The following is a 16,521-nucleotide window of genomic DNA, read 5'->3' as shown; positions in this document are numbered from 1 at the left end:
AGCGTATGTCTGGGCAGCGGTCTGAACCGGCCCTGGGCGCCTCCCACGCAGACGTTGGTCAATTGGACGTGGGTCACATTGATCAGCGTATGTCTGGGCAGCGGTCTGAACCGGCCCTGGGCGCCTCCCGCACAGACGTTGGTCAATTGGACGTGGGTCACATTGGTCAGCGTATGTCTGGGCAGCGGTCTGAACCGGCCCTGGGCGCCTCCCACGCAGACGTTGGTCAATTGGACGCGGGTCACATTGGTCAGCGTATGTCTGGGCAGCGGTCTGAACCGGCCCTGGGCGCCTCCCACGCAGACGCTGGTCAATTGGACGCGGGTCACATTGATCGGCGTATGGGTGGGGCGGCGGCCGGGGGTGTCTGGCGGTCGTCGAAGGCCGGGGACGGGCCCTGTGGCGCGTGCGGGGGAGCGGTGGGTGAAGACGGCTACTGCGACGCCTGCGGGGCGCGGCGGACGGTCGGCCTCGACCACGCCGAGGACGAACTGCCCGGGGTCGCGGCCGTCACGGATCGGGGGTTGCGCAAGGGGCGCAACGAGGACGCGTACGCGATCGGGGTCGCCGGCGGGCGGCGGGCTGTCGTGGTCTGTGACGGGGTCTCCAGCTCGCCCGACTCCGACACCGCGGCGACCACCGCCGTCGTCGAGGCGATCGGGGTGCTCGTCGGTGGTGGGGACATCGCCGGGGCGTACCGGGCGGCGTCCGACGCCGTCGCACGGCTCGCGGCGGCGTCCGTCGACGCGCCGGCCTGCACGTTCCTCGCGGCCGTCGTCGAGGACGGGCAGGTGACCGTCGGGTGGGTCGGGGACAGCCGCGCGTACTGGCTCGACGCGGACGGCGGGGCCCGCTGCCTCACGGTCGACGACTCCCTCGCCGGGCAGCTCGCCGCCGCGGGTGTGGACGCCGCGGCGCTGCGGCTGTCGGCGCAGGCGGCGGCGCTCACCCGGTGGCTGGGTGCCGACGCGCCCGCCGGGGATCCGCACCTGGTCACCCTGCGGCCGGAGGCGGGAGGCGTGCTGCTGCTCGCCAGTGACGGGCTCACGCGGTACACCACCTGGAGCGACGACATCGACGGCACGATCGGCGCCAGGGAGCTGGCGCGCACCCTGACCACCTTCGCGCGCGACGCCGGCGGCGCGGACAACATCACCGTCGCCGCCGTCCCGATCCACTCAGCAGACCGAGGAGAGGCCCAGCCATGACCGACGTCGTCGCGGAAGTCTTCCAGAACGAGTACCTGCCGGTGGGTGCCACGGTCGCCGACGCGGTCGTCACCGTCACGGTCGGCGGCGGTCTGGGGGTGGCATCCGGTGCCCCCGCCGCCGAGGTGATCATGATTGACTGCTCCGGGTCGATGAGCGGGGAGCGGCTCGTGCAGGCGCGCAAGGCCGCCGCGGTCGCCGTCGACACGCTGCGCGACGGGGTGGCGTTCGCGGTCGTCGCGGGCACCGACTGGGCGCAGATGGTGTACCCGGACCAGCAGACCCTCGCCGTCGCCGGGCCCGCCACCCGCGCCGCGGCGAAGAGCGCGATCAAGCACCTGAAGGCCGGCGGCGGCACCCAGATCGGCACCTGGCTCACCCTGGCCCGCGAGCTGTTCCTCGCCGACCGCGCCGAGATCCGCCACGCGATCCTGCTCACCGACGGCCGCAACGGCGAGTCGGCCCGCACGTTCGACGCGGCCCTGGAGCAGTGCAAGGGCCTGTTCGTCTGCGACAGCCGCGGCGTCGGGCAGAACTGGAGCGCCGCCGAGCTCATCAAGGTCGCCGACGCGCTGCTCGGCACCGCCGACGGCATGAAGGACCCGGCGGGCCTCGAGGCCGACTTCCGCGCGATGATCGAGGCGGCGATGGGCAAGACCGTCGCCGGTGTGACGCTGCGCCTGTGGACCCCCGCCGGCGCCACGGTCCGCTTCGTCAAACAGGTCCACCCGGAGATCCTCGACCTCACCGGCCGGCGTACCGACGTCAGCGCCCGCGTCGGCGACTACCCGATCGGCGCGTGGGGCGCGGAGAGCCGCGACTACCACCTCTCCGTCGAGCTGGACCCCGGCACGATCGGTGTGCTCGGCGAGGAGAAGCTCGCCGCCCGGGTCAGCGTGGTGCGCGGGGAAGAGGTCCTCGCCAAGGGCCTCGTCCGCGCGGTCTGGACCGACGAGGACGAGAAGTCGACCCGCCTCAACCGCCGCGTCGCGCACTACTCCGGCGCCGCCGAGCTGGCCGCCGCGATCCAGGAGGGTCTGGCGGCCCGCGAGGCCGGCGACACCGTCACCGCGACCGCGCGCCTCGGCCGCGCCGTCCAGCTGGCCACCGAGTCCGGCCGCTCCGACACCGTGCAGCTGCTCGCCCGGGTCGTCGAGGTCCAGGACGCCGTGACGGGCACCGTGCAGCTGAAGCGCCGGTCCGAGAACAAGGACGTCGACATCGACGCGGAGATCGCGTCGCTCGGGTCCCGCAAGACGACCCGCGTCCGCCCGAACTGAAGGAGACCACCGTGGCCGTCTGCCCGAAGGGACACGAGTCGGAGACGACCGACTACTGCGACGAGTGCGGCGCCGCCATGAACCCGCCCGCGTCGCCCCCGTCGCCCGCGGTGGATTCGCCGCGGCGGCCGGCGGCGTGCCCCGAGTGCGGCACGCCGCTGACCGGCCGCTTCTGCGAGGTCGACGGCTACGACACCCTGGCGGTCCCGTCCACCGCCCCGCCGCGGGAGGACGCGGCCCCGCGGGAGGAGACGGCCCCGCGGGAGGAGACGGCCCCGCGGGAGGAGACGGCCCCGCGGGAGGAGACGGCCCCGCGGGAGGAGGCGGCGCCGGCGGGGGTCCCGGAGGCGGAGGCGCCGGAGCCGGCGGGCTGGCACGTGGTGGTCTCCGCCGACCGCGCCCACTTCGACCGCGTCCAGGCGTGGAACGGCGCCGACCCCACCATCGCCTACCCCCGCTTCTGCCCCGACCGCCGCTTCCCCCTCACCGGCGACCAGGTCCTCATCGGCCGCCGCAGCCGCTCCCGCGGCAGCTACCCCGACATCGACCTCGCCGGCCCGCCCGAGGACGTCGCCGTCTCCCACCTGCACGCCCTGCTCGTCTCCCAGCCCGGCGGCACCTGGGCGGTGGTCGACCTGCGCTCGGCCAACTGCACGTTCGTCAACGGCGCCGACGACCCGATCCAGCCTGAGCAGCCGGTCCCGCTCGCCGACGGCGACCACATCCACGTCGGCTCGTTCACCAGGATCACCCTGCACGCGACCCCGCTGCCGTGATTATTCGGTCGCCGCGGCCGTCCCGGGCGCGGTAGAACGGGCGGATGACCGAACACCGGCTCCCCGGCGGGCGCAGCTTCGGCGCCGTCCGCGTCGGCGACGAGGTCCGCCGCCCCGCCCAGCCATGGACGGCGACCGTACAGACGGTGCTGCGGCATCTGGAGGACGCGGGCTTCGCCGGTGCGCCACGCACCCTCGGCCTCGACGACCAGGGCCGCGAACGCCTGACGTTCCTGCCCGGCGAGACCCTGGGCGACCCCCGCCCGTGGCCGGCCTGGCTGCGCTCCGACGAAGCCCTCCGCCAGGTGGGCGGGTGGCTCCGGCAGCTGCACGCGGTGACGGCGGCGTTCCGCCCGCCCGCCGACGCCGTCTGGTTCACCGGCCGCCCCTGGCAGCCGGACCTCCTGATCGGCCACCTGGACGCGTCGCCGTGGAATGTCGTCTGGTCCGGCGACACCCTGGCGGGGTTCGTCGACTGGGACACCGCCAGCCCTTGCCAGGCCGAGGACGACCTCGCCTTCTCCGCTTTGACCTGGGTCCCCCTGTTCCCGGCGGACCTCACCGAAGAGGTCGGCTTCCCCACGCCACCCGACCGCCGCCACCGCTTCCACCTGCTTCTCGACGCGTACGGGTACCCCGCCGACCGTTCCCCGATCCGCAGCGCGATCCTCAACCGCGTCGCCCGCAACGTCGCGGTGATCCGCGAGCTCGCCGCCACCGGCGCCCCGCCCTTCCAGGCGATGCTTCCCTGGGCCGCCGACCTGGAACGCTCCGGCGCCGAGACCGCCGCCCTGCCCGACGACTTCTGGCAGCGCCCGGGCCGCTGACGGCCGTCAGCCGAAGGGGAGCCGGGCGGCCCGCGACTCCAGGTAGCGCTGCTCGGGGCGGCTGAGCGTGCGCCGCGCCGCCAGCCGGTACTGCTCCCGCGCCCCGGCCCGGTCGCCGGCCAGGTCCAGCAGGTGGGCCCGCACCGCCACCGTCCGGTGGTGCCGGGCCAGCACCGGATCCCCGGCGACCCGGTCCAGCGCGGCGAGCCCGGCCGCCGGGCCGTCGACCATGGCGAGCGCCACGATCCGGTTCAGCGTGACCATCGGGCTCGGGGCGAGGACGTGCAGCAGCCCGTACAGGGCGACGATCTGCGGCCAGTCGGTCTCCTCGGCCCGCGCCGCCTCGTCGTGCACCGCCGCGATCGCGGCCTGCAGCTGAAACGGGCCGATCGGGGCCCTCGCCAGCGTGCGGGTGATGATCGCGACGCCCTCGGCGATCGCGGCCGCGTCCCAGCGGCGCCGGTCCTGCTCGGCGAGCGGGACCAGGGTGCCGTCCGGTCCGGTCCGCGCAGGCCGGCGCGCGTCGGTGAGCAGCATCAACGCGAGCAGCCCGGCCACCTCGCCGTCGTCCGGCAGGCGCCGGTGCAGCTGCCGGGTCAGCCGGACCGCCTCCCGGGTCAGCTCGACCCGGTTCAGGGCGTCACCGGAGCTGGCGGTGTAGCCCTCGTTGAAGATCAGGTAGAGCACGTGACGGACCGCGGTGAGGCGCTCGCCGAGCTCGCCCGGCTCGGGCAGCTCGAACCGGGTGCCGGTGTCGCGGATCCGCTGCTTGGCCCGGCTGATCCGCTGGCCGACGGTGGCCTCCGGCAGCAGCAGCGCCCGGGCGATCTCCGCGGTGCTGAGCCCGCCGACCGCCCGCAGGGTGAGCGTGACCTGCGCCGGCACGCTGAGCGCGGGATGGCAGCAGAGCAGCAGCAACGCCAGCTCGTCGTCGCCGCGGACCTGCGGCTCGGGCTCGTGCTGGACCGCATCCTCGCGGCGCCGGCGGGCCGTCTCGTTGCGCAGCAGCTCCACCCGCCGGCGGCTCGCCACGGTGATCAGCCAGTTTCGCGGATGCTCCGGCACGCCGGTCTCCGGCCACTGCCCGGCGGCCGCGATCAGCGCCTCCTGCACCGCGTCCTCGCAGGCCTCGAAGTCGCCGTAGCGGCGCACCACGGCGGCCAGGACCTGCGGCGCGCATTCGCGTAACAGGTCCGGCAGCCCGGTCACAGCTCCCATTCGCTCATGTCGAGGACCGGGCGCACCTCGACGCGGGTGTACGCGGCGTCCGGCGCCTTCGCGGCCCACGCGACCGCCTCGTCGAGGTCCGCGACGTCGATCAGGTAGAAGCCGGCCAGGTGCTCCTTGACCTCGGCGTACGGGCCGTCGGAGGTGATCGTCCTGCCGTCGCGCACCGAGACCTGGGTGGCGAGGGCCGGGTCGCCCAGCCCTTCGCTGACCACCAGCACGCCGGCCTCGCGCATCTCCTCGGTCAGCCGCAGGTGACCGAGGCCGAGGTCGGTCCGCTGCTGGTCGGTCAGCGTCTCCCAGACCGCGAGGGACTGCGGGTTCGACTGGATCAGGATCATGTACTTCATGGTTTCTCCCCTTCGCTCTCACCGGGATGTCGAAACCGGCCGGCCCGGCTTCGACATCCCGGGAAAGAGAGAAAGGTAGGACCCGTCATGGACGAGATCCGGGAAGTCATCGAGGGCAAGGCCGCGCTGCTGCGGACAGGTGACGCCAAGGCCATCCTGTCGCACTACGCGCCCGGCTACGTCGAGTTCAGCCTGGCCCCGCCCCTGCGCCAGCCCGGCGACGGCCGCGACCCGGCCGTGGTGGAGGCCTGGATGGCCACCTTCGAGGCGCCGCCGCGCCGCGAGGTCACCCGGCTGGAGATCACCACGGACGGCGACGTGGCGTTCGCGACCAGCCTCGACTGCCTGACCGCCGTGCCACGCGGCTCGACCGAGAGTTTCAGCCTGTGGTTCCGGGTGACGCTGGGGCTGCGCCGCATCGACGGGCGCTGGCTGGTGACGCACGAGCACGAGTCGGTGCCGTTCGAGATGGACGGCTCGTTCCGCGCCTCGACCGGCCTGACCCCCACCGACTGACCGGTGGGGGCCGGGGATCAGGCCAGCTTCGGCAGGACGGCCTCGGCGGTGCGCTGCTCGACCTTGAGGTTGGCGGCGTCGGTCGAGGCGGAGGTGGCGTAGACGTCGACGACCTTGCCGTCGGCGTAGACGTACAGGTGGCCGGCGAGGGAGTAGGCGGCCTCGCCGATGCCGTCGACCTGCTTGGCGTCCTTGTTCTGCACGTCGAACTGGTCGCGGGTCTCGATGTTGACGGTCACGTCGAGCTGGCCGGAGCTGAGCTGCCACTGGCAGTAGCGGGCGCCGGAGGTGGCGCCGCCCTCGTTGGTCATGAGCGTGACCCGCTGGCCGGTGAGCCGGTTGACGTCGGCCTTCGTCAGCAGGGTGCAGATGTCGGGCAGGTTGACGGCGGCGGCCGACTTGGTGGGGGTGGGGGCGCTCGACGCGGCGGCGGCCGCGCCGCCGGTGGGGGTCGGGGTGTCGGTGGCCTTGTCGAGGACGCCGCACCCCGTCAGGGTCGCGGCGGTCAGCAGGGCGGTGGCGGCGGTGACGGCAAGGCGGCGCATGACGGCTCCTCAGGGGACGACGCGAAGGGGCGGCGCTTTCGGTTGCACTTGACCCTGACGGATCAACGATCGCGCCGCCCCCGCATCGGAGCCACCTGGCACTTTTCCGGGACCTTCACGACCTGGCGCGCACCACCGGGTGCTCGGTGAACTCGAAGCCGACCGAGTCCACTGGGGCGATGGTGGCGCCCGTGTCGTCGAATTCCACGGTGTACGAGCGGGTCGCCGGATCCCCGGTGTGGCAGACCCGCAGCTCGAACGTGGTGGGCCCGAGCCAGGCACCCGTGGTGGCGATCGGGTTGACCACGCCGTCCGAGGTGGTCATGGTCGACGAGGTCCAGCGGCCGGGCTCGCACGCGAACCGGTGGACGCCGTGCTCGTCGTGCAGCTCCGCGAGCCAGCCGTTCGCCGCTCGTACAACGGCGAAACCGACAATCCGGGAAGGCTGGTCGATCTCCGGACGATGGTGACGGCGGGGCGGTGCGGGTGGGTCGGCGGTGTGGAAGCGGCCCGGAATGTCCGCGCGCGGCTCGGCGGTGCCGGTGAGCGCGGGCAGCGCCAGGGGCGGCAGGTCCGCGGCGGGCGCCTCCATCAGGTGCGCGAAGACGGCGTCGAGCACGGCCTGCATGTCGGTGGTGCCGGAGGTGACCGCGACGACCGTGTCCAGCCGCGGCGAGACCACGATGAACTGCCCGAACGCGCCGTCGCCCCGGTACGCGTCGTGCCGGCACCGCCAGAACTGGAAGCCGTAACCCTGCTGCCAGTCGAGGGACTCCTGCGAGCCGGTCGGGTCCACGTTGGGGACCTGCTCGGCGGTGGCCGCGTCGATCCACTCGGCCGGCACGAGCTGGCGATCCTGCCAGCGGCCGCGCTGCAGGCACAGCTGCCCGAACGCCGCCAGGTCGCGGGTGCGCAGCGTCAGCCCCCAGCCGCCGGTGACGATCCCGCGCGGGCAGGTCTCCCAGGTGGCGGGCCCGAAGCCGAGCGGCTCGAAGAGCCGCGGGCGCAGGTAGTCCAGCACGGTCTCGCCGGTGCGCCGCTGCAGGATGGCCGACAGCGCATACGTGGCGCCGCTGTTGTAGACGAACCGGGTGCCGGGCTCGTGCACGACCGGGTGGCGCAGGAACCCGCGGACCCAGTCGTCGTCGGGGTCCGCGGCCATCGAGTCACCCGACTCGCTGTCGTGCCCGGTGGTCATCGTGAGCAGGTGCCGCACCCGCATGCCGCGCAGGTCCCCGCCCGGGAGGTGGTCCTCGACCAGGTCGTCGACGGACAGCAGCCCGTCGTCGACGGCCAGGCCGACGGCCGCCGACGTGAAGCTCTTGCTCAGCGAGTAGAGGGTCTGCGGCTGGTCGATCTCGTACGGGTGCCACGCGCCCTCCGCGACCGTCCGGCCGCCGCGCAGCAGCACGAAGCTGTGCACGCCGAGCCGCTCCGCCGCGCCGAGGAACCCTTCGATGGATGCAGTCACCATGAGAGCCTACGATGATCACGATGTCCGCTCTACGACGCGTGACCGTGCCCCGCGCCGACGTGACCCTGTCCGCCCTCGCCGGCGGCGACGGTCCACCGGTGGTCCTGCTGCACGGCCTGGCCGGCAGCGCCGCCGAGCTGGAGCCGACCGCGCTCGGGCTCCTCGACTCGTACACGGTGATCGTCCCGGACCAGCGCGGCCACGGGCACGCGACCCGCCACCCCGCCGACGTGTCCCGCCGTGCCTACGTCGACGACGTCCTCGCGGTCCTCGACGCCTTCGCTCAGGGCCCGGCCGTGCTGGTCGGCCAGTCGATGGGCGCGCACACCGCGATGCTCGTCGCGGCGTGGCACCCCGACCGGGTCCGCGGCCTGCTGATGCTGGAGGGCGGCGTCGGCGGCGACGACGGCGACTATCCGAGCCGCCTGGAGGCGTGGTTCGCGTCGTGGCCGGTGCCGTTCCCGACCAGGCAGGCCGCGGTCGAGTTCCTCGGCGGCCGCTCCCTCGCCGCCGCCTGGGCCGCTGACCTCGAAGAACGCGACGGCGCCTTCTGGCCCCGCTTCGACGGCGCGGTGATGACCGCCGCGATCAGGGGCGTCGCCGGCGAGGCCCGCTGGGACGACTGGGCCGCCGTCACCGCCCCGACCCTGCTGGTCCGCGGCGCGGCCGGCACCGGCCCCGAGGGCGAGGTGGAGCGGATGCTGGCCCTGCGCCCCGGCGTCGACCACGTCGTCGTCCCGGACGCCGGCCACGACGTCCACCTCGACCAGCCCGGCGCCTGGCTCACCGCGCTGCGCTCGTTTCTGCGGCGGCTCGCGTAGCCTCGCGCCGGCGGACCAGCTCCTCGACGGCGGACGGCAGGGTGGTTTCGAAGTCGATGAGCTTCGCCCAGGTCGGGGTGACGACGATGCGGACCATGCCGTCGTAGAGGGAGCGGACCTCGGCCTCCCACTCGACGCGCTGCTCGGGCGTCATCGCGTAGCTGCCGTTCATCTGCAGGTACTCGTCCGGGATGCCGTCGACGACGTCCAGCTCCGTCCGCCCGCGCACGAGCAGGATCCTCGGCGGGTGGACCTCGGTGTCGACGGTCAGGGCGACCATCGGGTTGGCGCGCAGCGCGTGGAGCTTCGGGGCGTTCGTCGAGGTGCACATGACGATCTCCGAGCCGTTCCAGGTGAACGCGATCGGGATGCTGCGCGGCGTGCCGTCCTTGGCGACGTAGGCGAGGCGGCACAGGTCGCGGGCCAGCAGCTCCTGGCTGATCGGCCGGTTCAGGATCTCGGTGATCTCGGCGGGGTGCATGGTGGTGGCTCCTTCGTCGGTGTCGTGCGTCCCCCTGGGACGGAGCCGGTCCGGCCGTTTCGACAAGTAGGGTGGCGCGGTGCGGCAGTGGCGGTACAGCAGCGTCGGGGACGTCGAGGTCGCGCGCACGATCGGGGCCGGGCCGCTGCTGATCGGGGCGCACTTCCACGACGCCGTGCAGGTCACGGTGGTCACGTCGGGGCGGCGGGCGTTCGGCGGTCCCGCCGGCCCCGTCGAGGCGGAGGCCGGGCACGCGATCGTCATCCCGGCGTACCTGGCGCACGCCGCAGCCCCGATGGCCGCGGGGGACGACAGCGTCAACGTGTACCTGCCGGCCGGCGTGTTCGAGGGCGCCGCGCCGGTGGTCGTGCCGGTGCCGCCCGGCGTCGAGCGGCTGCCGCCACCGGGGATGGCGGCGGCGCTGCGCGCGGTGCTGGCAGTGGTGTCGGCGGTGGCGCCGGTCCCGAGCCGCAGAGCCCGGCCGACCGCGCTCGCGGCGGCCGTCATGGGCACGGACGCCGACCTGCGGACGCTCGCCGCGCGGTTCACGCTGTCCCGGGAGGCCGTGATCCGCCGGTTCGCCCGCGAGACCGGGATGACGCCGCACGCGTTCCGCGTGGTAGCCCGGCTGAACGTCGCGCGGCGGCTGCTCCGGGCGGGGATGGCGCCGGCCGAGGCGGCGGCCCGGTCCGGGTTCGCCGACCAGAGCCACCTGGGCCGGCAGTTCCGCGCCGTGTTCGGCACGACGCCGGGGCGCTACCGCACTTTCGTTCCAGACAGCCGGTGACGAAGCGGCCAGGATCGGCGGCATGGAGCTGATCGTGCTGCTGGGGGCGGGACTGCTGGGTGGCGTCGTCAACGCGCTGGCCGGTGGGGCGACGCTGCTGACCTTCCCGGCGCTCATGGCGGCCGGCCTGCCGCCGGTCGTGGCGAACGCGTCCAACGCCGTGGCGCTCTCGCCCAGCCATCTCGCCGCCGCCGTCGCCGACCGGGACAGCCGCCCCGCCGCCGACCGCCGGCTCCGGGGTGAGGTCGCCGTCGCGGTCGCCGGTGGCGCGGCCGGGTCGCTGCTGCTGCTGGTCCTGCCCGCCCGGCAGTTCCAGGCGGCGGTGCCCGTCCTCGTCGCCGCCGGCACCGTCCTGTTCGCCGCCGCACCCCGCCTGCGCTTGCGCGGGGAGGCGGGCCGCCTGTCGTTGTGGGTGGCGTGCGTCTACGGCGGCTTCTTCGGCGCGGGCCTCGGTGTCATCCTCAGCGCGCTGCTCACGATGGGGGCCGGCGCCGACGCGCGGCGGGTCAACGCCCGCAAGAACGTCCTCGCCTCGGCGGCGAGCCTCACGGCGGTGGTGGTCTTCGCCGGTACGGGCATCGTCGCGTGGCCGGAGACCACGGCGATGCTGGCCGGCGCGCTGGCGGGCGGATGGCTCGGCGGGCGCGCCGCCGGAGTCATGCGGGCCGGCGCGGTGCGGGCGGCCGTGATCGCCTGCGGGTCCGTGCTGACGGTCGTCTACGCGCTGCGGTACTGGTGAACGAACCTCAGCCGATGCGGATGACCATGACCTCGTCGTCGGCGACGTCCGCGACGCAGTCGTGGAGCAGGATGATGACGTCGCGCCCGGCGGCGCCCGCGTCGGCGGGGTCGATGTCGATGCGGTCCTCGGCGAACCGGTCGCGGAACTCCGCGTCGCCGAAGGCGTCGGGGTCGAGGCGCGGCAGGAAGGTGCGGTGCCGCGGGGTCAGCAGGACGGTGAACTTGTCGTCGTCCTCGGGCACGTCGTGGAGCAGCTGCTCGTGCTCGGACGTGTGCAGGGTGATGCCGCGGTCGCCGAGCAGCTCCAGCACCGGCAGGATCACGTAGGCCGACCAGTCGAAGGACACGCGCAGCGGCGTGCCGAGCTTCTCCAGCACGGCCGCGGGATCGCGGGTGAACTCAGGGACCGAAGCTGCCTTGAGGGAGTTGAAGGTGGCCACTGCCGACATGGCGCTGACCGTACCGCAGGCCCGGATCGACCCACTGCGGGGGCGTCGCGGAAGCCAGGATCCGGCGGTGCAGCAGGACCGCGCCGACCAGTACCGCGGGCGCCGTGACCAGGTACAGCACGGCGCCGGGCGCGGCGAAGATCTCGGGGATCGGCACGATCACGAGGAACCGCAGCGACAGCACGGGCAGGATCAGCGCGATCACGCTCATCATGCCGAAGCCGGTGACGTAGGAGCGGTGCCGCCACGCGAACCGCAGGTGCTGCTTCGCGCCGTGGACGCCGTGGTGGTGCAGCGACACGGCGAGCACCAGGACCCCGACGAGGAAGCCGTTGAAGAACAGCCCGACCCCGAACGCGACGGCGATGTTGAAGCCGGGCAGCAGCAGCAACGGCAGGAAGACCAGCCAGCCGACGTGCAGGACCACCGTCACGACGGCGGTCTGGCGCAGGCACACCAGCGACGCCCGCCACCAGGACGGCGGGGTGACGCCGCCGCCGGTCAGAGCGACCACGCTGCGGGTCATGAACGGCAGGAAGAACGCGCCGAAGAACATCGTCACCGGCACCGTCAGCGCCGTGATGAGCAGGTGGAACGCGGTCTCGGCCACCCACCGCATGACCCAGCCGAGGGCCCAGCGCAGCGCCGACGGCCAGCTCGCGACGAACCCGAGCAGCCAGTCGACGGCGGCGTTGATCACCATCGAGACGCCCTTCTCGACGCCGAGGAGGCAGACCGCGGTCAGCGCGACCGGCAGCAGCGCCCACAGCCACAGCCGGGGGCTGCGGACGAAGAGCGCGAGCCCGCGCCAGAAGAAGCCGATGCCGATGAAGAACCGGCCGACGCTGCTCGCGGCCCGCTTGGCGCCGGCGACGGTGTGCCGGGTCGCGGTCCCGGCGGCGCCGGCGACCCGGACGGCGGCCGCCTGCGCCGCGGCCTGCGCGGCCTGCGCCGCCTGGGCGGCGACCTGAGCGGCCTGCCCGGCCTGCGCCGCGGCCTGGGCGAGCCGGTCCCCCCGGACCCCGCTGGGCGTTTCCAGGTCCGACGAGGCGCCCGACGGCGAGCCCGACGAAGGGCTGGGCACGAAGGGCGCCGCGTACGGCGCGGCCGGCGGGCGCAGCTGTTCGTCCAAGACGTGCCTCCTCGCTGTCGGCGGGGGAGCGACAAGACGCAGAGCGTAGCGGCTCGCCAGGCCGGCCCGCAGGGTACCTCGTTCGTGTGTACCGCTGAACAGCCATGACTTCGTAAGGTCATCGGGTGGTGACGGACGGCGCGGCAGGGCTCGGCATCGACTTCGGCACCTCCACCACCGTCGCCATGCTCGCCGGCGCCGACGGGGTCGCCCGGCCGCTGCTGTTCGACGCGAGCCCGCTGCTGTCCTCGGCCGTGTTCGCCCCACCCGGCGGCGACCTGCTGACCGGCGCGGACGCGGAGCGGGCGGCGGTCGCGTTCCCCGCCGCGTACGAGCCCAACCCGAAGCGCCGCGTCGACGAGCGGACCGTGCTGCTCGGCGAGCGGGAGGTGACCGTCGTCGACCTCGTCGCCGCCGTCCTGCGCCGGGTCGCCGTGGAGGCCGAACGGTCCACCGGCGTGCCGCCGCCGACCGTGGTGCTGACCCACCCGGCGACCTGGGGACAGACCCGCCTCGCCGTCCTCGCCGAGAGCGCGGATCGGGCCGGCCTCGGCGCCGTCCGGTTCGTGCCGGAGCCGGTGGCGGCCGCCGCGTACCTCACCGGGACCCTGCGGCAGGAGCTCCCGCCGGGACGGTGCCTGGTCGTCTACGACCTGGGCGCCGGCACGTTCGACGTCAGCGCGGTCCGGGCGACCGGCGGCGGCTTCGAGGTCGTCATGTCGGCCGGGATCGCGGACGTCGGCGGGCTCGACCTCGACGCGGCCGTCGTCGGCCTGGCCCGGGAGACCGCGGGGCCCGCGGTGTGGCAGCGGCTGGACCGGCCGCAGACCCAGCCGGACCAGGAGGCCCGCCACCAGCTGTGGCACGGCGCGCGGGCGGTCAAGGAGCAGCTGTCCCGGCACGCGACCGGCGACCTGCGGATCCCGGTCGCGGCCGCGACGATCCACGTGACCAGGGAGGAGTTCGAGGCGGTCGCGCTGCCGTACCTGCGGCGGACCGTCGAGGTGACGCTGCGGACCCTCGGCGCCGCCGGCATCGACACCGGCGAGGTCGCCGGGCTGTTCCTCGTCGGCGGCGGCTCGCGGGTGCCGCTCGCGGCGACGCTGCTGCACCGGGCGACCCGCATCGCGCCGAGCATCCTGGACCATCCGGAGCTCGTGGTCGCCGCCGGCAGCCTGCACGCGCCATCTCCCGAGGACCCGCACACGGACCAGCCTCTGGACCCGCACATTCCCGGCCAGCGGCAGCCGAGCGTGCCCCTCGACGTGCCGCCGACCGCGCCGTTCGACGCGCTGCCGCCGGGGCTCGTGCTGCCGGAGCCCGCGACCGCCGTGCTGCCGGAGCCGCGCCTGCCGATCGACGGGGCGGTGTTCGAGCCGCTGCCGCTGGCGGAGCCCGCCTGGGAGAGCGAACCGGTGATCGACCCCGTCGCCCCGGCCACCCGGCCGGCGCGCACGGTCGCGGACTGGGTGCGCCGCGGCGGCGTGTGGGCGGCCCTCGCCGCCCTCGCCGCGGGGGTCGCCGCGGTCGCCGCGTGGTGGCCCGGCCCGGACCGGCCACGGCCGGAGCCGCAGCACGCCGGTCCCGCCCCCGCGGTAGGGCTCGGGGCCGCCACCGAACTGCCCGGCCACGGCGGCGCGATCCTAGCCCTCGCGTTCGCGCCCGACAGCGCCACGCTGCTGTCCGGCGGCGGCGACTCGGCCGTCCGGCTCTGGGACGTCGCCGGGCACGCCGAGCGGGGCGGCCCGCTCACCGGCCACACCAACCCGGTCCGCGCGGTCCGGTTCGGCCCCGACGGGACCACGTTCGCGACCGGCGGCTACGAGTGCGGCCGCAGGTGGCGTACCGACGCGGCAACCGCGACCGGAGCGACGACGACGGTCCCGGCGACCACCGGTGCCGCGCGCCCGACCGCAGGGATCGTCGACATCGCCTACCAGCGCGGCGGCACCCCGGTCGCGGTCGGCTTCGCCGGCGGGAGCTACCGCCTGTGGGACCTCGCCGCCGGCACCGAGCTCGGCCCGCTCGACCAGCAGCCGGACCTCACCGGCGGCACGATCGCCGGCACGACCGCCGACGCCGTGCTCGACCCCGGTGGCCGGTGGGCCGCGTTCGCCCACGACCGCACCGTCGAGGTCCACACCGTCGACGGCCGCCACCGCCTGGCGGCGCTGACCACCAGCCCTGCGACCCGCCTCGCGTTCAGCCCCGACGGCCAGACCCTGGCGGTCGCCGCGTTCACCGGGGGCGCGGCCGTCGTCGAGCTGTGGGACCCGGCCGCCGGCACGCTCACCGCCACCGCCGGCGACCTCGGCCACACCGCGCGCATCACGTCGCTCCTGTACGACCAGCGCGCCGCACTCATCGCCTCCGGCGACGCCACCGGCCGGGTCGTCCTGCTCGACGCCCGCACCCGCCGGCGGATCGCCACCACCGGCCCGACCGGCGCCCCGATCCAGGCCCTCGCCTTCAGCCCCGACGGCGGCTGGCTCGCCACCGGCGACAGCCGGGGCATGATCCGCCTGCACCCGATCCGCCGCTGAGGTCCGGTGTGCTCCGGGCCCTGCCGGGTCGGGACGCGGCTACGCTGCGCGGGTGCTGCCGGTGCTGTTCCTCGACGTCGACGGTCCGCTGATCCCGTTCGGCGCGGTCGGCGCGCGCTCCGCCCCGGCGCCCGGCGGCGGCAACCCGCTGCTGTCCCGCATCGATCCCGCCCACGGCGCCTGGCTCGCGGCGCTGCCGTGCGAGCTGGTCTGGGCGACCACCTGGATGGACGACGCCAACGAGGTCGTCGCGCCGCGGCTCGGCCTGCCCCGGCTGCCGGTCGTGGACTTCCCCGACGAGGACCCGCCGGGCCGGGTGCACTGGAAGACGCCCGGGCTCTTGGCCTTCGCGGCCGGTCGGCCGTTCGCCTGGCTCGACGACGAGATCGGCGCCGCCGACCGGGACTGGGTCGCCGCCCACCACCCCGCCCCGGCCCTGCTGCACGCCGTCGACGCCCGGCACGGCCTCACCCGCGCCGACGTCTCCACCGTGGCGGCGTGGCTCGGACGCTTCAGCCCGTGAACCGCTCCACGTCGCCCTCCGCCACGGCGGCGTCGAAGGCCTTGGCGTCGACCGATCGCCGCCGGTCGGCTGCCCGGTCGGTCGCCGTTCCCGCACGCTACCGGGTTTTCTGTCGTACCCGGGCGGCATGATGGGGGTATGACCGAGTCGGTGTGGGACTATCCACGGCCTCCCCGGGTCGAGCCGACGGCGCGGCACATCGTCGTCCGGCATGCGGGGCAGATCGTCGCGGACACGCGTGCGGCGCTGAGGGTGCTCGAGACGTCGCATCCGCCGGTGTACTACGTGCCGCCCGCCGACGTGGCGGTGCCCCTCCAGCCGACGCCGCACCAGACGTTCTGCGAGTTCAAGGGCGTCGCCACCTACTGGGACGTCGCGGGGGTGGCCGGCGGCGCATGGTCGTATGAGGAGCCGGCGAGCGGATACGAGGCACTGCGGGGCATGCTCGCGTTCTACCCGTCCAGGTTCGACGAGTGCACGGTCGACGGCGAGCGGGTCACACCCCAGCCGGGCGACTTCTACGGCGGCTGGCTCACCAGCGACATCACCGGCCCGATCAAGGGAGGCCCCGGCACGCTCGACTGGTAGGAGCGCGATCGAGGGCGGCCCCTGGACATGACCTCGGGTGATCCGGTGAGGGCAGTTCTCGCGGTGTCCCTTGGGACAGTGCCGCGGCGTCCGGTGGGGGCAGTTTTCCGCGATGTCCCGTGGAGGGCAGTTGTTCGCGGTGTGCCGTGGGGCGGTCCCGCGGTGTCGGGTGGGGGCACCTTTGGGGGCAGTTCTTTCGCGGTGTCCCGTGGGGCGGTCCCGCGGTGTTGGGCGGGGCAGCTTTTCGCCGTGT

At 74.6% G+C, this 16,521-nt stretch carries 18 protein-coding genes; 11 read left to right on the top strand and 7 right to left on the bottom strand.

What is annotated here, in order from left to right:
• Positions 1 to 419: 419 nt before the first annotated feature.
• The 4 genes from ACQEVZ_RS49815 to ACQEVZ_RS49800 are packed head-to-tail and all read left to right on the top strand — an operon-like array spanning position 420 to position 4,091.
• Positions 420 to 1,208, top strand: coding sequence for a PP2C family protein-serine/threonine phosphatase (locus ACQEVZ_RS49815; RefSeq protein ID WP_433382031.1), 789 nt, complete (start codon positions 420 to 422; stop codon positions 1,206 to 1,208).
• Positions 1,205 to 2,488, top strand: a complete 1,284-nt coding sequence (locus tag ACQEVZ_RS49810; protein WP_433382028.1) for a VWA domain-containing protein — start codon at positions 1,205 to 1,207, stop codon at positions 2,486 to 2,488. Before ACQEVZ_RS49815 ends, ACQEVZ_RS49810 begins: the two co-directional genes overlap by 4 nt.
• An 11-nt stretch (positions 2,489 to 2,499) precedes the next feature.
• A complete protein-coding gene (locus ACQEVZ_RS49805) occupies positions 2,500 to 3,264 on the top strand; it encodes an FHA domain-containing protein (protein ID WP_433382025.1) in 765 nt (254 codons plus the stop codon).
• A 44-nt stretch (positions 3,265 to 3,308) separates the two neighbouring features.
• The gene (locus tag ACQEVZ_RS49800) at positions 3,309 to 4,091 is read left to right on the top strand and encodes an aminoglycoside phosphotransferase family protein (protein ID WP_433382022.1); all 783 of its coding nucleotides are present in this window, start codon (positions 3,309 to 3,311) and stop codon (positions 4,089 to 4,091) included.
• 6 nt (positions 4,092 to 4,097) lie between these two features.
• Here ACQEVZ_RS49800 and ACQEVZ_RS49795 read toward each other — a convergent pair whose 3' ends face one another.
• Both ACQEVZ_RS49795 and ACQEVZ_RS49790 read right to left on the bottom strand, forming a co-directional pair.
• Positions 4,098 to 5,309, bottom strand: coding sequence for an RNA polymerase sigma factor (locus ACQEVZ_RS49795; protein WP_433382019.1), 1,212 nt, complete (start codon positions 5,307 to 5,309; stop codon positions 4,098 to 4,100).
• Positions 5,297 to 5,668: a YciI family protein gene (locus ACQEVZ_RS49790; RefSeq protein WP_433382016.1), complete on the bottom strand. Its 372-nt coding sequence runs from the start codon at positions 5,666 to 5,668 to the stop codon at positions 5,297 to 5,299. Before ACQEVZ_RS49790 ends, ACQEVZ_RS49795 begins: the two co-directional genes overlap by 13 nt.
• A gap of 87 nt (positions 5,669 to 5,755) precedes the next feature.
• On the opposite strand from ACQEVZ_RS49790, the gene ACQEVZ_RS49785 reads away from it, so the two are divergent.
• Positions 5,756 to 6,184, top strand: coding sequence for a YybH family protein (locus tag ACQEVZ_RS49785; RefSeq protein ID WP_433382013.1), 429 nt, complete (start codon positions 5,756 to 5,758; stop codon positions 6,182 to 6,184).
• A gap of 17 nt (positions 6,185 to 6,201) precedes the next feature.
• Here the strand turns inward: ACQEVZ_RS49785 and ACQEVZ_RS49780 are convergent, their stop codons facing one another.
• A complete protein-coding gene (locus tag ACQEVZ_RS49780) occupies positions 6,202 to 6,729 on the bottom strand; it encodes a DUF3558 family protein (RefSeq protein ID WP_433382010.1) in 528 nt (175 codons plus the stop codon).
• 115 nt (positions 6,730 to 6,844) lie between these two features.
• Positions 6,845 to 8,203, bottom strand: coding sequence for a serine hydrolase domain-containing protein (locus ACQEVZ_RS49775; protein ID WP_433382007.1), 1,359 nt, complete (start codon positions 8,201 to 8,203; stop codon positions 6,845 to 6,847).
• Between the two features lie 20 nt (positions 8,204 to 8,223).
• On the opposite strand from ACQEVZ_RS49775, the gene ACQEVZ_RS49770 reads away from it, so the two are divergent.
• Complete coding sequence (locus tag ACQEVZ_RS49770; RefSeq protein ID WP_433382004.1) at positions 8,224 to 9,024, top strand: alpha/beta fold hydrolase; 801 nt, start codon at positions 8,224 to 8,226, stop codon at positions 9,022 to 9,024.
• Here the strand turns inward: ACQEVZ_RS49770 and ACQEVZ_RS49765 are convergent.
• Positions 8,987 to 9,505 carry a pyridoxamine 5'-phosphate oxidase family protein gene (locus ACQEVZ_RS49765; protein ID WP_433382001.1) on the bottom strand — a complete coding sequence of 173 codons (519 nt, stop codon included), beginning with the start codon at positions 9,503 to 9,505 and terminating at the stop codon, positions 8,987 to 8,989. The genes ACQEVZ_RS49770 and ACQEVZ_RS49765 overlap by 38 nt on opposite strands.
• Positions 9,506 to 9,584: 79 nt before the next feature.
• Here ACQEVZ_RS49765 and ACQEVZ_RS49760 point away from each other — a divergent pair, with 79 nt between their 5' ends.
• Positions 9,585 to 10,292 (top strand): AraC family transcriptional regulator, encoded by a 708-nt coding sequence (locus ACQEVZ_RS49760; RefSeq protein ID WP_433381998.1) that lies wholly within the window; start codon positions 9,585 to 9,587, stop codon positions 10,290 to 10,292.
• A 22-nt stretch (positions 10,293 to 10,314) separates the two neighbouring features.
• Entirely contained in the window at positions 10,315 to 11,031 is a 717-nt protein-coding gene (locus ACQEVZ_RS49755; protein ID WP_433381995.1) for a sulfite exporter TauE/SafE family protein, read from the top strand.
• Positions 11,032 to 11,038: 7 nt separating this feature from the next.
• Here ACQEVZ_RS49755 and ACQEVZ_RS49750 read toward each other — a convergent pair whose 3' ends face one another.
• Both ACQEVZ_RS49750 and ACQEVZ_RS49745 read right to left on the bottom strand, forming a co-directional pair.
• Positions 11,039 to 11,482, bottom strand: coding sequence for a hypothetical protein (locus ACQEVZ_RS49750; protein WP_354896134.1), 444 nt, complete (start codon positions 11,480 to 11,482; stop codon positions 11,039 to 11,041).
• On the bottom strand, positions 11,433 to 12,614 hold the full coding sequence (locus ACQEVZ_RS49745; protein WP_433381991.1) for an EI24 domain-containing protein: 1,182 nt from the start codon (positions 12,612 to 12,614) through the stop codon (positions 11,433 to 11,435). The genes ACQEVZ_RS49750 and ACQEVZ_RS49745 overlap by 50 nt, the downstream gene beginning before the upstream one ends.
• Positions 12,615 to 12,739: 125 nt before the next feature.
• Between ACQEVZ_RS49745 and ACQEVZ_RS49740 the strand changes: the two genes are divergently transcribed.
• The 3 genes from ACQEVZ_RS49740 (at position 12,740) to ACQEVZ_RS49730 (ending at position 16,268) form a co-directional block, all read left to right on the top strand.
• Positions 12,740 to 15,157, top strand: a complete 2,418-nt coding sequence (locus tag ACQEVZ_RS49740) for an Hsp70 family protein (protein WP_433381988.1) — start codon at positions 12,740 to 12,742, stop codon at positions 15,155 to 15,157.
• A gap of 61 nt (positions 15,158 to 15,218) precedes the next feature.
• Entirely contained in the window at positions 15,219 to 15,680 is a 462-nt protein-coding gene (locus ACQEVZ_RS49735; protein WP_433386131.1) for an HAD domain-containing protein, read from the top strand.
• A gap of 138 nt (positions 15,681 to 15,818) precedes the next feature.
• Positions 15,819 to 16,268 carry a DUF427 domain-containing protein gene (locus ACQEVZ_RS49730; protein ID WP_433381985.1) on the top strand — a complete coding sequence of 150 codons (450 nt, stop codon included), beginning with the start codon at positions 15,819 to 15,821 and terminating at the stop codon, positions 16,266 to 16,268.
• The last annotated feature ends 253 nt before the right edge of the window (positions 16,269 to 16,521 follow it).

This window comes from Dactylosporangium sp. CA-152071 (assembly GCF_050936335.1).
Lineage (GTDB): Bacteria > Actinomycetota > Actinomycetes > Mycobacteriales > Micromonosporaceae > Dactylosporangium > Dactylosporangium maewongense.
The sequence above is the reverse complement of the archived record's forward strand: the minus strand, read 5'-3'. Positions and strand labels throughout refer to the sequence as shown.

Bases quoted from the DNA above. Each gene is read 5' to 3' on its own strand.
- ACQEVZ_RS49810 (WP_433382028.1), top strand. From the start codon at position 1,205: ATGACCGACGTCGTCGCGGAAGTCTTCCAGAACGAGTACCTGCCGGTG.
- ACQEVZ_RS49800 (WP_433382022.1), top strand. From the start codon at position 3,309: ATGACCGAACACCGGCTCCCCGGCGGGCGCAGCTTCGGCGCCGTCCGC.
- ACQEVZ_RS49795 (WP_433382019.1), bottom strand. From the start codon at position 5,309: ATGGGAGCTGTGACCGGGCTGCCGGACCTGTTACGCGAATGCGCGCCG.
- ACQEVZ_RS49790 (WP_433382016.1), bottom strand. From the start codon at position 5,668: ATGAAGTACATGATCCTGATCCAGTCGAACCCGCAGTCCCTCGCGGTC.
- ACQEVZ_RS49785 (WP_433382013.1), top strand. From the start codon at position 5,756: ATGGACGAGATCCGGGAAGTCATCGAGGGCAAGGCCGCGCTGCTGCGG.
- ACQEVZ_RS49780 (WP_433382010.1), bottom strand. From the start codon at position 6,729: ATGCGCCGCCTTGCCGTCACCGCCGCCACCGCCCTGCTGACCGCCGCG.
- ACQEVZ_RS49775 (WP_433382007.1), bottom strand. From the start codon at position 8,203: ATGGTGACTGCATCCATCGAAGGGTTCCTCGGCGCGGCGGAGCGGCTC.
- ACQEVZ_RS49770 (WP_433382004.1), top strand. From the start codon at position 8,224: ATGTCCGCTCTACGACGCGTGACCGTGCCCCGCGCCGACGTGACCCTG.
- ACQEVZ_RS49765 (WP_433382001.1), bottom strand. From the start codon at position 9,505: ATGCACCCCGCCGAGATCACCGAGATCCTGAACCGGCCGATCAGCCAG.
- ACQEVZ_RS49755 (WP_433381995.1), top strand. From the start codon at position 10,315: ATGGAGCTGATCGTGCTGCTGGGGGCGGGACTGCTGGGTGGCGTCGTC.
- ACQEVZ_RS49750 (WP_354896134.1), bottom strand. From the start codon at position 11,482: ATGTCGGCAGTGGCCACCTTCAACTCCCTCAAGGCAGCTTCGGTCCCT.
- ACQEVZ_RS49730 (WP_433381985.1), top strand. From the start codon at position 15,819: ATGACCGAGTCGGTGTGGGACTATCCACGGCCTCCCCGGGTCGAGCCG.